Annotated in this window: 15 protein-coding genes; 1 reads left to right on the top strand and 14 read right to left on the bottom strand. The window is 65.8% G+C overall.

Annotation, left to right across the window (positions count from 1 at the left end; genetic code table 11):
- Window positions 1–65 precede the first annotated feature (65 nt).
- From FRZ44_RS09340 to FRZ44_RS09330, 3 genes are read right to left on the bottom strand one after another with little or no spacing between them, the layout of a single operon-like run.
- On the bottom strand, window positions 66–968 hold the full coding sequence (locus FRZ44_RS09340; protein WP_151176927.1) for a polyphosphate kinase 2 family protein: 903 nt from the start codon (window positions 966–968) through the stop codon (window positions 66–68).
- Between the two features lie 23 nt (window positions 969–991).
- Window positions 992–1,579, bottom strand: coding sequence for a lipid-binding SYLF domain-containing protein (locus FRZ44_RS09335; RefSeq protein WP_225308622.1), 588 nt, complete (start codon window positions 1,577–1,579; stop codon window positions 992–994).
- Between the two features lie 38 nt (window positions 1,580–1,617).
- Window positions 1,618–2,448: an amino acid ABC transporter substrate-binding protein gene (locus FRZ44_RS09330; protein ID WP_191908510.1), complete on the bottom strand. Its 831-nt coding sequence runs from the start codon at window positions 2,446–2,448 to the stop codon at window positions 1,618–1,620.
- A gap of 646 nt (window positions 2,449–3,094) precedes the next feature.
- On the opposite strand from FRZ44_RS09330, the gene FRZ44_RS09325 reads away from it, so the two are divergent.
- Window positions 3,095–3,379, top strand: coding sequence for a hypothetical protein (locus FRZ44_RS09325; RefSeq protein WP_151176925.1), 285 nt, complete (start codon window positions 3,095–3,097; stop codon window positions 3,377–3,379).
- A gap of 109 nt (window positions 3,380–3,488) precedes the next feature.
- On the opposite strand, the gene FRZ44_RS09320 is transcribed toward FRZ44_RS09325, so the two are convergent.
- From FRZ44_RS09320 to FRZ44_RS09270, 11 genes are all read right to left on the bottom strand, one after another.
- Window positions 3,489–4,232: an ABC transporter ATP-binding protein gene (locus FRZ44_RS09320; RefSeq protein WP_151176924.1), complete on the bottom strand. Its 744-nt coding sequence runs from the start codon at window positions 4,230–4,232 to the stop codon at window positions 3,489–3,491.
- Entirely contained in the window at window positions 4,229–4,954 is a 726-nt protein-coding gene (locus FRZ44_RS09315; RefSeq protein WP_151176923.1) for an ABC transporter ATP-binding protein, read from the bottom strand. Before FRZ44_RS09315 ends, FRZ44_RS09320 begins: the two co-directional genes overlap by 4 nt.
- Window positions 4,951–5,850: a branched-chain amino acid ABC transporter permease gene (locus tag FRZ44_RS09310; RefSeq protein ID WP_151176922.1), complete on the bottom strand. Its 900-nt coding sequence runs from the start codon at window positions 5,848–5,850 to the stop codon at window positions 4,951–4,953. Before FRZ44_RS09310 ends, FRZ44_RS09315 begins: the two co-directional genes overlap by 4 nt.
- Window positions 5,847–6,740, bottom strand: a complete 894-nt coding sequence (locus FRZ44_RS09305) for a branched-chain amino acid ABC transporter permease (RefSeq protein WP_191908509.1) — start codon at window positions 6,738–6,740, stop codon at window positions 5,847–5,849. The genes FRZ44_RS09310 and FRZ44_RS09305 overlap by 4 nt, the downstream gene beginning before the upstream one ends.
- Before the next feature lie 93 nt (window positions 6,741–6,833).
- The gene (locus tag FRZ44_RS09300) at window positions 6,834–8,009 is read right to left on the bottom strand and encodes an amino acid ABC transporter substrate-binding protein (protein WP_151176920.1); all 1,176 of its coding nucleotides are present in this window, start codon (window positions 8,007–8,009) and stop codon (window positions 6,834–6,836) included.
- A gap of 23 nt (window positions 8,010–8,032) precedes the next feature.
- Window positions 8,033–8,842: an alpha/beta hydrolase gene (locus FRZ44_RS09295; protein WP_191908508.1), complete on the bottom strand. Its 810-nt coding sequence runs from the start codon at window positions 8,840–8,842 to the stop codon at window positions 8,033–8,035.
- Window positions 8,832–11,174 (bottom strand): xanthine dehydrogenase family protein molybdopterin-binding subunit, encoded by a 2,343-nt coding sequence (locus FRZ44_RS09290; protein ID WP_151176918.1) that lies wholly within the window; start codon window positions 11,172–11,174, stop codon window positions 8,832–8,834. Before FRZ44_RS09290 ends, FRZ44_RS09295 begins: the two co-directional genes overlap by 11 nt.
- Window positions 11,171–11,644 carry a (2Fe-2S)-binding protein gene (locus tag FRZ44_RS09285; protein WP_151176917.1) on the bottom strand — a complete coding sequence of 158 codons (474 nt, stop codon included), beginning with the start codon at window positions 11,642–11,644 and terminating at the stop codon, window positions 11,171–11,173. Before FRZ44_RS09285 ends, FRZ44_RS09290 begins: the two co-directional genes overlap by 4 nt.
- Window positions 11,641–12,498: an FAD binding domain-containing protein gene (locus tag FRZ44_RS09280; RefSeq protein ID WP_225308621.1), complete on the bottom strand. Its 858-nt coding sequence runs from the start codon at window positions 12,496–12,498 to the stop codon at window positions 11,641–11,643. The genes FRZ44_RS09285 and FRZ44_RS09280 overlap by 4 nt, the downstream gene beginning before the upstream one ends.
- Window positions 12,495–12,947 carry a CoxG family protein gene (locus tag FRZ44_RS09275; RefSeq protein WP_151176916.1) on the bottom strand — a complete coding sequence of 151 codons (453 nt, stop codon included), beginning with the start codon at window positions 12,945–12,947 and terminating at the stop codon, window positions 12,495–12,497. Before FRZ44_RS09275 ends, FRZ44_RS09280 begins: the two co-directional genes overlap by 4 nt.
- 69 nt (window positions 12,948–13,016) lie before the next feature.
- A complete protein-coding gene (locus FRZ44_RS09270; RefSeq protein ID WP_151176915.1) occupies window positions 13,017–14,099 on the bottom strand; it encodes a M29 family metallopeptidase in 1,083 nt (360 codons plus the stop codon).
- Window positions 14,100–14,352: the final 253 nt, after the last annotated feature.

Here is a 14,352-nt window from a genome sequence, read left to right as displayed (position 1 = left end):
CTCGGTCCCATGAATGTCGGAGAGCGCAGCCGGACCTTGGGGACCCTTGTCCGCCCGAGGGAGTGTTAAGACGCTTCGAGGGCGGTCCGCGCCATTTCCAGTTCCTTGCGCATGTCGGCGTCCACCTCGGGATAGGCCAGGCCCAGCGAATCCACTGCATCGATGATCGCGGCAGCGACAATGATGTGCGTGAACCATTTGTTGTCGGCGGGAACGACGTACCAGGGCGCTTCTTCGGTCGCCGTCCCCCGGATCATGTCCTCGTAGGCCGACATATAGTCATCCCAATGCTCGCGCTCCGCCACGTCGGCCGTCGAGAACTTCCAGTTCTTCGCCGGCTCGTCGAGGCGCTCCATGAAGCGCCGCCTCTGCTCGTCCTTGGAGACATGGAGGAAGAATTTTCGGATCACGAACCCGTTGCGCGCCTGGAAGCTCTCGAAATTGCGGATGTCCCTGAAGCGCTCCTTCCAGATCGACTTGGTGACGAGCTTGGGCGGAATCTTCTGTCGATGCAGATATTCCGGATGAACCCGGACCACCAGCACTTCCTCGTAGTAGGAGCGATTGAAGATGCCGAATATTCCGCGTTCCGGAAGCCGCTTCTGGCAGCGCCACAGGAAATCGTGATTGAGGTCCTCGGTCGAGGGCGCCTTGAAGCTCGAGACCGAGCAGCCCTGCGGGTTGAGGCCGGATAGAACATGCTTGATCGCCGCGTCCTTGCCGGCGGCGTCCATGGCCTGAAAGATCAGCAGCAGTCCCCACCGCTGCTGCGCATAGAGCTTCTCCTGGAATTCCGACAAGGCCTGAATGCCGACCTGCAGTGCTTCCTTGGCCCTGGGCTTGTCCGCAGCCTTCAGATCGCTCGTATCGGCTGGGTCGAAATCCTTCAATCGAAACTTCTTGCCCTTGGTAATACGGTAGTCCCGCGAATAGCCTTGCGAGAGCTTGACGATCCTCTTGAGATCCATGGTCCTACTGAGATTTGCCTGTTTCAGCGATTGATCCGCGTGACCTTCGTTCCTTCGATGCCGAGGCCGGCCATGAGGCCCTGCTGGCCGAAGATGAAGGCGTAGATCTCGGCCTTCAGGGTCGTGGTGGTCGCCTTCGTGGCGAATCCTTCATCGGCGACGACGATCGTCGGACCGACGCCGATCTCCCAGCCATCGGATTTGTTGAGGTACTGCATTGCACTGTCCGTCATCATGAACAGCGCATAGCTGAACCGCTGAATGCCGATCTGGAGACCGTAGGAAGCGGCGGCCGAGCTGTAATAGCCGGCGGTCCTGCCGTTGACCAGCAAGGTGCCTTCGCCATAGGCGCCGCCGATCATGAAGCCGCCTTTCGCGATCGTCGGGAAGACGAGGATGCCTTTGGCTTTTTCGCCCAGCACGCGGGCGCCCTCGTTCGAGGCATAGAGCTTCTTGAGGGTCGCCAGCGCGTCGGCGTCCATCTGGGCGTCGGCGGCGGCGAAGCGGGGGCCGACGGCCACCGCTCCTGCCGCCGCCATCGAGCCCAGCAACAGACGACGGGAAAGGGCCCGCGAGAGACCAGCGCTTTCCGCGCTCGCAACCTTCGTCATCAAAACCTCATGCCATCGCGATGTGAAACCTGCCGACCTCAATCGGGCAACGCACTCGCCAGAAACAGCGATTCCAGAATCGGTCCGGGAGGACGGTCGCCGAAATTCGTGCGCAGGATATGGGTCAGATCCTTCGAAACGTAGATCTGACTGAGGGCGCGGTCGACCGCAAGGCGGAAATCCTCGTCATTACGTCGCAGGCCCAGCGCGTAAGTCTCGGCGCTCAGCATGAGGTCGCCGAGCTTGAGCTGGTCGTTGCTCGAGGATTTCAACAGATCCACGAGAATGCCGCGATCGCCGAAGAAGACGGAGATCTCGTTGTTGCCGAGCGCCTTGGCGCCCGCCTCATAGCTGTCGTAGGTGACGACCTGCGCGGCGATATCCAGTTTCTTCAGGACACCGTTGAGGACCGTTTCGGTGGTCGTTCCCGATTTGACGCCAACCTTCTTGTCCTTGAGATCGTACAGCGAGCTCGGACCGTCGGTCCGATAGAGCACCGCGGCGCCGGTGATGAACACCGGGACCGAGAAGCTCACCTGCTCGCGGCGCTTCAGCGTCACGGTATCGGGGCCGCAGAGCAGATCGACCTTGCCCTCGCTGATGGCGTTGAAGCGGGTTTCGGTCGTGACCTTTACATATTCGGTCTTGAGGTTCGGGAGGCTGTACGCGGTCTTGAGCTTCTCGACGACCGCGTTGCAGAGATCGACGACATAGCCCTTCGCGGTCCCGTCGGCATCCATATAGGAAAAGGGCTTGGTGTCCTCGCGGACGCCCAGCCTGATCGTGCCGTTCTTCTTGAGGTCATCGAGTGTCCCTGCCCCCGCCGTCGCGGAGACGGCGAAAACAAGGCCCAGGGCCCCAGCAAGCACTCGAAGCGATCGTCCGTACGCCACCATGTTGCGGCTCCATTTCCCTGCGATTGGCGTGAGCGGCAATGCCGGGCCGCAACGAATTGCCCCCTGCCCGGCCTTCCCGATTCCTCCCGAATTCCCCCGCGAATGGTCCGATCCATCCGGCGGCCGGATCTCGATCCTATCCAGCATGACGCGTCCCGGCCTTCGCGCCCAGCCCGCAATTGCCGTATCCTGAAATTGTCATTTTATAACAATAAATTACCAAACTTCTCGACCGCCGATCGGCGCGCCTTCGGTGCCGTTTCTGGCGCTTAAGGACAAGGCGGCGTGCATGGAGCAGGCATGCGGAGCGACGCCGATATATGTCGAGGGACCCGAATCCAGGAACCGCCAATCGCCCCCGGACGTTAACAGCCGCACCCTCCCCGTCGGCGACGGGGGCTTTTGTGAGGCCCGTCATTTCGGCCTTCCGGCCGATGCAGAAATTCGTTAACGATAAAGCTGAATACCGGTCTCGTTGCAGAGGCCTCTGACTCGGAACGAAAAACAGTGTATCCTTCGGAGTCGGGCGAGACGGGGCTGCTGGTAGAGTCTATCATCCTGCCGATTTGTTACGGATCCAATCTTGAGATCCCCGCCCAGTAAAAAGAGGAGTTCAAAAATGAAGATAAAATTCCTGATCGCGTCCGCCGCTCTCGGCATGGCTCTGTCCACGGGCGCGATGGCTGCCGTGATCTCGAACGTTCCGCCCAACAACCGGTGCACGCTTTATGCGCAGGATCTGAGTTGGGACCTCCAGATTTTGGGCAAGGCTCCGGGGACGGACGCCGCGAGCGCGTCTCTGGCGCAGGGGCAAGATGAGTGCGCCCATGGCAAGTATGACGAAGGCATCGCGACCATCACGGGCGCGGTCAAGGCTTTGGGCCTGCCGGTCAACGAGCACTAAGACCGCTTCGTTTCACCGATAGACTCCGTCTGCTGAGAAGCGGCAGGCCTCGTCGGAGGCCTGCCGTTTTCTTTTGTCCGCCGATTGCCCCCGCGCGATCGGCTCCGGCCTAGAGACCGAGATAGCTGGTGCGGATCCGGGGATCGGCCGCCAGGTCGCCGGCCGCGCCGGCCATGACGATCCGGCCGTTCTCCAGCACATAACCCTGGTCGGCGATGGCGAGACTCATCCGGACGTCCTGCTCGGCCAGGAGCAGCGTCAGCCCGGCGGACCTGAGTTCCCGTGCCAGATCGAACACGAAGCGCGCCATCTTGGGCGCCAGCCCCAAGGTCGGCTCGTCGAGCAGGATCAGCCGGGGCCGGGCCATGAGCGCCCGCGCGATCGCCAGCATCTGCTGCTCGCCGCCGGAGAGGGCTCCGGCCGATTGCCGCCGGCGCTCCGCCAGCCGCGGAAACAGCGCATAGGCCCGCGCCAGGCTCTCGGCAAAATGCGGCCGCGCCCAGGCTCCGTAAGCTCCCACCCGCAGGGTTTCCTCGACCGTGAGATGCGGGAAGATCATCCGGCCTTCGGGCACGAGCGCGATCCCCCGCCCGACCCGTTCATGGGCCGCCAGCCGATCGAGGCTCTCCCCGTCGAAGCGGATCGAGCCGCGCCACGGCGCCATCAGCCCCGCAAGCGTGCGCATCAGGCTGGTCTTGCCGGCACCGTTGCTGCCGAGCAGGACCGTGATCGATCCGGGCAGGACCGACAGTGAGACGCCGTGCAGCACCTCGATCGCGCCATAGCCGGCGACGAGATCGCGGGCCTCCAGCAAGGGAGACTGCGCCGGCAGATTCTCCGCCACGGCGCTCATGCCTCGACCCCGAGATAGGCATCGAGCACGCGGGGGTCGCGTGCAATCGCCTGCGGCGTGCCCTCGGCGATCTTCATCCCGTGATGCAGTACGATGATCCGCTGGCAGAGATCCATCAGGGCCGACATCACATGCTCGATCACCAGCACGGTCAGCCCATGCTTCTCCTTGATGCGACGGATCATGGCCATGGCGTCGGCGATCTCGGTCGGCGTCAGGCCGGCCATAACCTCGTCGAGCAGCAGCAGGCGCGGCCGTTGCGCCAGCGCGCGGGCGATCTCGAGCCGCTTCTGGCCGGCCAGGGTGAGGCTCCCCGCCAGCGCGTCGGCGCGATCCGCCAGGCCGACATCGGCCAGGATCGACAGTGCGAACTCGTCCGCCGCGTCCGGCCGCCGTTCGGCGGAGCCGAACAGGGCTCCGATGCGGGCATTCTCGCGAACGGTGAGGCCGCGGAAGGGCCGCACGATCTGGAAGGTGCGCGCGATGCCGCGCGCCGCCACCTGATCGGCACGACGGCCGACGAGCGATCGACCGTCGAGCCGGATCTCGCCGGCGCTGGGCCGCTCATTGCCGGCGACGAGGCTGAAGAGCGTGGTCTTGCCGGCACCGTTGGCGCCCATGAGACCGACCATTTCGCCGCTGTCGATCGTGAAGCTCACATCGTCGAGGGCCTTGAGCCCGCCGAAGCGTTTTCCCACGGCTTGAAGCTCGAGCAGGCTCATCGCCCGAACCTCCGCCGCAACAGCCCGTCGATCCCCGACGGCGCGAACAGCACGAAGCCGATCAGCAGCAGCCCCAGGATGATCATGTAGAGCTCGGCCAGATTGGCCCAAAGCAGCTCCGACAGCAGCACCAGGAACAAGGCGCCCATCAGGGGACCGCGGGCGCGGTCGCTGCCGCCGATCATCGCCATCGTCACGACGGTGAAGGAGATGGTCGGGCTGAAGATCTGCTGGGGCTCGAAATAGCTGGTCCGCAGCGCCGCCAGCCCGCCCACCATGCCGGGAATGGCGGCGGAAAGCGCATAGGCCCCGAGCTTATAGCGCGCGGTCGGCACGCCCACGGTCTCCGCGGCCGGCTCGTCCTCGCGGATCGCCCGCAGGCCCGCACCGAAGCGCGAGCGGCCGACCAGGACCACCAGCAATGTCGCTGCGACCGCGAGCGCCAGCATCACCCAATAGAGCGTCGACAGGCCCGGCGCCCCCATCATCAGCCGCCCGAATTTTCCCAGGGCCGCCTCGACATTGATCACGATGTATTTGACCAGCTCCGCGAGGCCGAACGTCAGGATCACGAAATAGGGCCCGCGCACGCGCATGACGGGATAGCCGATCAGGCCTGCGAACAGGGCGGCCACGAGACCGGAGAGCGGGATCGCGAGCGGCAGCGGAACGATATGCCAGGTGAGCACGGTGAGATAACCGCCCAGCCCGTAGAACACGGCATGGCCGAGGGAGATGTAGCCGGTGAAGCCGGAGAGCAGCACCCAGCTCTGGGTCAGCGCGATCCACATCAGCAGCTGGAAGCCGACGCCCTGATAATAGTCGCCGGCCAGAAGCGGCAGGATCGCCATGCCCGCGAAAAAGAGGATCGGCAACAGGCTGGAGAACGGCTTCATCGCACGATCCGGGTCCGGCCCAGGAGGCCTTGCGGACGGATCAGCAGCACCGCGATGAAGACGCCATAGACCAGGATCGACCGGTAGTTGGGCGAGGTCAGCGCCACGCCGTAGGTCTCGAGCAGCCCCAGGATCAGTCCGCCGATCAGGCTCCCGGTCAGATTGCCGAGCCCGCCCAGGATGATGATGACGAAGGCGGCGATCATGTAGGGGAAGCCCATGAAGGGCGAGACCTGCTCCACCATGCTGACGAGCGCGCCGGCAAGACCGGCGACCGCGAAGCCCGCGATGAAGCTCCAGCGCTCCAGCTTCTCGGTATCGATCCCGGCCAGGCTGGCCGCCTCGCGATTCTGAATCAGCGCCTTGACCGCGAGGCCCACCGTGTTGAAACGCAGCAGCAGCATGGCGGCGACGGTCACGATGCCGGCAACGACGAGGACCAGCAGCCGCCCGCCCGTGACCGAGGCGACGCCCAGATCGATCACGGCGCCGCCGAAGGGCTGATAGCCGCGCGGCGTCGCCGTGAAGAGCAGAGAGACCAGGTTCTGCAGGATGATGGAGATGCCGAAGAACAGCAGCAGCGAATTGGCCTCGATGCGTTGGGACAAAGCGGGGTTCGCGAGCAGCCGGCGGAACAGACCGCGATAGAGGCCATAACCCAGGAGGCCTGCCGCGACCGGCGAGAGAACCAGCGCCGGCCAGGGTCCCAGCCCCAGCAGGCTGAAGGACCAGGAGGCAACGTAGCTTCCGACCATCACCAGCTCGCCATGGGCCACGTTCAGGAGGCGCATGGTGCCGTAGATCAGGTTCAGGCCCAGCGCCACCAGCGCATAAAGCGCGCCCGCGATCAGCGCGGCCGCCAGGAGCTGGGGAGAGAGCAGCAGATCCAAGGCTCGAGATCTCGCCGGTATGGAGGGTCACAAACGAAGCGGCGCGGGAGAGGCGGTCGCCCGCTTCTCCCGCGCCCTTCGGTTCTCAGGCGATCAGCTGCGCGGCTTGTAGGGCGCGGTCGCCGCTTCCGGCGGCCACACCAGCTGCGCCTTGCCGTCCTGGAACTGCAGGAACGAGGTCGGCGTGGTCACGTTTTGAACGCCCTCGAACTTCACCGGGCCGTTGATCGTGTCGAAGGTCATGGTCGAGATCGCTTCGCGGATCTTGGCCTTGTCGAGGCCTGCCGTCGCCACCGCCTGCTGCAGGATTTCGCAGGACATGTAGGCGAGCGCGGAATCCAGATAGTCCGGATTGGCGTTGAACTTCGCCACATAGGCGTCGAAGAAGGGTTTCGCCTTCGGCCAATCGGCCTTGGCCGGGGTCCAATGGCCGATGGTGACTATGCCGTCCAGATCCTTGCCGAACATCTTGCCGAAGAAGTCGATGGTCGGGCCCACCAGCACGAACTGGAACGGCGCCTTGATGCCGACTTCCTTGGCCTGGTTCATATAGAGAATCGAATCGTTCGGATAGGAGAGCGCCAGCACCGCGTCCGGGTTGGCGGCCTTCACTTTGCCAAGCAGCGCCGTCATGTCCTTCACGTCGGGCGGATACTCGTCATTGACGGCGACTTTGATGCCGGCCTTGTCGAGGGCCGGGATCAGGAACTGCTTGATCTCCAGCGAGAAGGGCAGCTGGTTGGTGATGACGGCGGCGGTCTTGGCGCCGTTGGCCGTCAGCATCTTGGCCAACTCCTCCGCCATCCGGTCGGGGATGGCCGAGGTCGGGAACCAGATATTGCCGGGCTTGAGGTCGCGCAGCTGCACCGAGGCGGCGGAGTTGCCGACGACCGGGAACTGGTACTTCTCCAGCACGCCCGCGATCGCGAAATGCATCGGCGTGCCCCAGGGGGCGAGCAGGAGATCGACCTTGTCCTCGGTGATCAGCTTCTCATAGATGCGCACGGTCTGGTCTGGATTGGACTGGTCGTCATACATGACGAACTCGATCGGCCGCTTGGTGCCGCCGACATCGAGCCCGCCCGCCGCATTCACCTGCTCCTTCCACAACTCGTAGGCATTGAGCTGCGAGGGCGCGGCGGCCGCGAACAGGCCGGTCTGCGCGATCGAGAATCCGATCCGGACCGGCTCGGCCGCCTGGGCCGTCGCCATACCGGCAAGAGCGAGACCCGCCACCGCGAGGGCCGCTCCCATCCATTTCTTCAACATCGTCTTCGCCTCCCCTGTCGTCTTTATGGTTGCTTGTTCATCCAGTCGATGGCCGCCGGCACCCACGGGCCGTCGGGTTCGCCGCCCGCATAGCTGGCGGTAAAATGGTCGCGGCCCGGCAGCACGATCCGCGAAACCTCGGCCCCGGCTGCCTTCAAGGCGGCCTCCATGGCCTCAGCTTGCCGGATCAGATGCGGAAAGTCGCGCTCGCCATGCGCCATGAAGAAGGGTCGCGGGCGCCCGTCGATCCGATGGATCGGGCTGGCCGCCCGTTCGGTATCGCCGGTCCCCAGGAACCGGGGCCGCATGGCGAGGCCGGACCCGGCCGCAAAATCGTAAACGCCCGAGATCGGCAGGCAGCCGCGGATCGCATCGCCCGCTATGCCCAGCCGGCCCTGCCAGTCCCGGGTCACGGCCAGCAGGCTGGCGTAATGACCGCCGGCGGAATGGCCGCCGATGAAGATCGGCTTGCCGCCGCTTTCCCGCCAGACCCAGGCGAAACCGGCCGCGGCGTCATCGACACCGGCGGGAAAAACATGCTGCGGCGCAAGGCGATAGCCGATCGAGGCGAAGAGATAGCCGGCCGCGGTGAAGGCCGGCGCCATGAAGGCCATCCACTCCTTGTAGCCGTTGGTCCAGCCGCCGCCATGGAGGAAGGCCAGCACCCGACCGTTCGGCTTGGCCGGGCGGTAGAGGGCCACGCCCTGATAGGGATCCTCGCCATAACGATGATCCTCGCCGACGATCCCGGCCCCCAGCCGCATCGCCTCGTCATGGTAGCGCTTGCCGACCTCGGAGAAGGGCTCCTGCGGCGGATAATCCTCAATGCGCAAGGCCGTCCTCCTTCGCCCCGTCTTCCTTGGCCAGGCAGGCGCGCAGGACGCGCTCGGCATTCATCGGCAGGCGCCGCAGCCGCACACCCGCGGCGTCGTGGATCGCATTGGCGATGGCGCAGGGCACCGGCACCAGCGAGATCTCGCCGACGCCCTTCGCGCCGAACGGCCCGTCGCCCTGCGCATGCTCGACGATGATCGAATGGAGCTCGTAGGGAATGTCCATCGTCCCGGGGATCTTGTAGTCCATGAGGGTGGGGTTCGCGAGGCGCGCCCCGTCCCAGACCACTTCCTCGATGAGCGCGAAGCCGATCCCCTGCACTACCCCGCCCTCGATCTGGCCTTCGACCTGGCGCGGGTTGATCGCCTTGCCCACATCGACCGCGGTCCAGAGGCGCTTGACCTCGGTCTGGCCTGTGGCCTCGTCGATCTCGACCTCCGTCACCAGAGCGGCGAAACTGTAGACGCCGATCTGCGCGAAGGGCAGACCGAGCGCGATCGCCCGCTTGGGATCGACCGTCGGGGTGTCGTAGACCAGCGTGTTGCTGCCGACGATGGGTCCGCCTTTGCGCCAGTGGGCGCGGGCCGACACCACGAGGAAGGGCAGCTCCTTGGCCTGAACACCCTTGATGCCCACGCGGCCGCCGGGCCGCAGCTCCAGATCCTCCACGCTGCATTCGAAGATGTCGGCCGCCTGCTCCTTGATCTGGCGCTCGACCTCACGCGAGGCCGCCACCACGGCACGGCCCGTGGTGTAGGTGACGCGGCTCGCGGTCGTGCCCCAGTTATAAGGCGAGCCGTCGGTGTCGGGCGACGCGGTCGAGACTTGTTCCATCGGGATCTTGAGCACCTCGGCGCACATCTGCGTCAGGACGGTATCCGACCCCTGCCCGATATCGACCGCCCCGGTATTGAGCACGACCGAGCCGTCCTCGAGCAGCCGCACGATGGCGCCGGTGCCGAGCAATCCGCTGATATGACCGGCGACGGCAAAGCCGAAGCCGCGCCGCTTTCCCTCCGGCGGCGCCGGCAGCGCCTGGCGCCGGTCCCAGCCCGAAGCCTTTCGCACCGCCTCGATGCAGTCCGCCAAGCCATTGGAATCGACCCGCTGCCCACCCAGCCAATGATCGCCCGGCTTCATCATGTTCTTGAGCCGAAGCTCGATCGGATCCAGGCCCAGCGCCTCGGCGATCTCGTCGAGCTGCGTCTCGGTCCCGAACGAGACTTGCGGATTGCCGAAGCCGCGGAAGGCCCCGGAGCGCAGCTTGTTGGTATAGACGACGTGGCCGTGGACGCGCGCATGCGGGATGCGATAGGGCCCGCGCGACATCAGCAGCGCATAGCCCAGCACGCCCGGGCTGTCGTCGCCGAAGGCGCCGCCGTCGAGATGGAGCTCGCATTCGCGCGCGACCAGCGTGCCGTCGCGCTTGACACCGGTCTTGACGCGGATCTTCGCCGGATGGCGCACCCGCACCATCTGGAAATCCTCCTCGCGGGTGAGGATCATCTTGACCGGCCGGCCGGTGACCATCGCGAGCTTGACCGCGATCGGCTGGATATGGGCTTCCATCTTGTTGCCGAAACCGCCGCCGATGCGCGGAGTCACGCAGCGCAGCTTCGACATCGGCAGGCCCAGCGATTCGCAGACATTGGCCTGGACCCGGAACACCGACTGGTTCGCAGACCAGAGCGTGACGCGCCCTTGCGCGTCGGTCTCCGCCAGCGCGCCGCAGGGCTCTATCGCGAGATGGGCCTGGGCCGGTGTCTCGAAGATGCTCTCGAAGATCAGGTCGCTCTCGCGCCAGCCCTGCTCGATGTCGCCTTCCTTGATCTCGGTATAGGAGAGCGAATTGCCCTTGGAGATGGCCGAGAACACCTTGAAATAATCGGCGAGTCCCTCATGGATGATCGCCGCATCGGGCGCCAGCGCCTCCTCGACCGTCAGGATCGCGGGCAGCTCTTCGTAGTCGACGTCGATCAACTGGCAGGCCTGGCGCGCGGTCGCCTCGTCGTCGGCCGCGACCGCCGCGACCGGCTCGCCGACATAGCGCACCTTGGCCTTGGCGATGGCGGTCTCGTCCTTGACGAAGGCCCCCATGCGATGCTCGCCGAAATCGTCGCCGGTCACGACCGCATGGACCCCCGGCAGCGCCAGCGCCGCGCTGGTGTCATACCGGAGAATGCGCGCATGGGCGTAGGGGCTCTGCAGGATCGCGCCATGCAGCATGCCCGGTCGCGACATGTCGGCGATATATTGCGCGCGGCCCGTCACCTTCTCGAGCGTCTCGAGCTTGGGCAGGCTCAGGCCCACGGCCATGGCGGGCTCGCTCATGGCGCACCTTCCGTCACGACCGACAAAACGGCTTCGACGATCTTGCGATAGCCCGAGCAGCGGCAAAGATTGCCGGCAAGCCCGGCCCTGATCTCGTCGACCGTGGCCTTCGGATGCTCCGCGACGAGTGCCGTCGCCGCCAGCATCATGCCGGCGGAACAGAAACCGCATTGCACGGCGCCGGCGTCGGCGAAGGCCCGTTGGATCGGCGCCAGGGCCCGGCCCTTGGCGAGGCCCTCGATCGTGGTGACGGCACTGCCGTCGCAATTGGCCGAGAGCGAGAGGCAGCCGCGCACGGGCTGACCCTCGATCAGTACGGTGCAGGCGCCGCAGACACCCTGATTGCAGCCGCGCTTGGCGCCGGTCAGGCCGAGCCGCACGCGCAGGGTCTCGAGCAGGGTCTCGTCGGCCGGAACAAGGCAGGTCCGGTCACGGCCATTGACCTTCAAGGTGACGGCGATGTCGGTCATCGGGCCAGCGCCCTCGCCGCACGCACCGCCCGGCGAACCAGGCGCGGAATCACGAGGCGCCGGTAATCGGCGCTGGCGCGGACATCGTCGACAGGATCGGCGGCGTCCGCCAGGAGTACACCCGCCGCGGCGAGCGAGGCATCGTCGAGCTCGCTGCCGATGAGCTTGCGCTCGGCCTCGGCCAACCGCACCGGCTTCGGCCCGCAGGCGCCGACCGCGATCGCGATCCCGGTGCAAATGCCGCCCGCGAGGGTCAGCACCACCGCGACCGAGGCCGTCGCGTAATCGCCCTCGACCCGCGCCAGCTTGTCGTAATGACCGATGGCCCGCGCATCGCCGGCGGGCAAGTGGATCGCCGCGACCAGCTCGCCCGGCTCCAGCGCCGTCTGATACCAGTCGGTGAAGAACTCGGCCGCCTTGAGGCGCCGCGTGCCGCCGCCGCCGAGGAGCTCGATCTCCGCATCGGCGGCGACCAGGGCCGGCGGATAATCGGCACCCGGATCGGCGAAGGCGATCGAGCCGCCCATCGTCCCCATATTGCGCACCGGCGGATTGGCGATCACGGAGGCCGCCTGCTTCACGACCGTCTGGCCGGCCGCGAGCTCGGACGAATTCGCCGTGATGCGGTGGCGCGTCATCGCACCGATCCGAACCGAACCGTCGGCCCGGCGCTCGATGCCCGCCAGCCCCTCGATCTTGCGCAGGCTGACAAGGGCGCTGGGCTGCACCAGCCCGGCATTCATCATCGCGACGAGGGTGGCGCCGCCGGCGAGGCATTTCGCTTCGGGATCCGCCGCCAGCAGGCGGGCCGCCTCTTTCAGGCTGTCCGGCATATGGAGCAGAGGTGCGCTCATGCGGCGGGCTCGAGCCTCTCGCGCATGGTCTTCACGAAATCGCCGCCGATGCCCTCGGCCTTCTTCTTCATCACACCCAACCCGAACTTGCCGAGCCGACCCACGATCGAAATCTCGGTGCTGTAGCGGACTTCCGTGACGCCGGGCTCCGGCTCCTGCAGCTCCAGCAGCGTCTTGGCCTGGAGCATGGAGGCGCGGCTCCCCTCTTCGCCCTTCGTCAGGGAGCGCAGATAGTTCGGCGGAACCTGCTCCTCGACCTGCACATCGAGCTTGAACTCGGCCTTGATCGGACCGATGGCGACGCGAACGCCGGCCTTATAGCTGTTCGGCCCCGTCACCTGGATGCCGGTGCAGCCGGGAATGCAGGGGCCGACCTGCTCGGGGTCGGTAATGAAGGCCCAGACCCGGTCGCGCGACGCGCGCACGGTGAACCCATCCTCGATCTTCATGACCCTAGCCCACCCCGATCCCTTCGATCGCCGTCGCCGGCCTCGCGCCCAACCCCAGCGAAGCCCGGTTCAGCGCGTTTCGCGCTGAACGATCATGGCGGGATCGACGAACTTGCCGCGCTCGATGACCGTGGCGTTGTCGAGCAGCACGGTGCAGTCGCGCATCGGCACGTCGTAATGGCCCTTGGTCCTGCGCTTGCCGCCTCCCTGCGTGTTTGGCCCGGTCGAGAACAGGAAGTTGCCAGGGAAGGTGCGGGCACTGGCATGGCTGCGTTCCGGCGCGTCGCCATTGAGCGCGATATTGTACCAACGCGCCTGCGGATTGAGACCCCAGCCCAGATGCGAGACGGCGTGGCCGTCCATGTCGCCGGGATGCGCGCGGTTGTCCTCGAGCCAGTCATTCATCAGCTTGGCGTCGAGCCCGCCTTCGATCTTGCGGATGAAGCCGTCGCGGATCTCGAGCCGGATCGGGTCCTGCACATAGCGGCAATAGGGCAGCACGACGATGTCGCCCGGCTGCACCACCACGGTGCCGTTCGCCGTCCCCTCGTTCGGGAAGGTATGGACATGCCCGCCGCCCCAATGATCGAAATGACCGGGCTCGTCGGCATAGCCCCACTGGCTCATCACCGGATATTCGCCGCATTTGACCGTGAGATCGGTGCCGGCGTCGCTGAGGATGCGCATCTCGCGCGCCTGGGCGAGGCGGCCATGGGCATGCTTGACCGCCTCCTTCAGACCCTTCGGCGCCAGGAGCTGTTCCAGATCGTCCGGCGCGTCGATGATCATCAGCACGCGCGTGCCGCCATTCATCACCTCCTTGAGCCAGGCAGTGAAGAGCGGGATATGGAGGCAGACCAGGATGTCGGCCTGGCGGATCGCGTCGAGCGTACCCTTGCATTTGCCGACCGTCGGCACCCCGACCTTGGTCCAGGAGGGGATCGCGTTCACGCAGATCTCATAGATGTCGGCGCCGAGATCGTCGGCCGCGGCGAAGGCGGCCTCAACATATTCGCGCCGCGCCGCCAGATCGGTCAGCACCACGACGGTCTCGCCAGATTTCACCTGGCAGAGCTCGAATTCCCTGCGGTAGAGCCCCGTCAGCCGAGCCGGGTTGATCTCCTGCGCGCGCACGGCGGCGACTGTCCGCATCCTTCATTCCTCCCTGCAACCGGCCCGTTGGCCGCCCAATCAATGGGCGCCCATCATGTGCAGCGGACCGGTCAAAGTCGAGAGCCTTTTGAGGATTGAAATTACTGGGAATTTTCCTGTTCCGGGGCGCTGCAAAAGCGGCGTGGCACGGGCCCGGAAGGCGGCCCACCCGCACGGAGCCCGAGGCAGGATCGGCGCCGGTCGCCGGGCGACTTGTAGGCTTAAGTTCCTATAAGGTTTCGCCCAGCTGCTT

This window comes from Hypericibacter terrae, from assembly GCF_008728855.1.
Classification (GTDB): domain Bacteria; phylum Pseudomonadota; class Alphaproteobacteria; order Dongiales; family Dongiaceae; genus Hypericibacter; species Hypericibacter terrae.
This window is presented reverse-complemented; position numbering and strand designations above follow the sequence as displayed.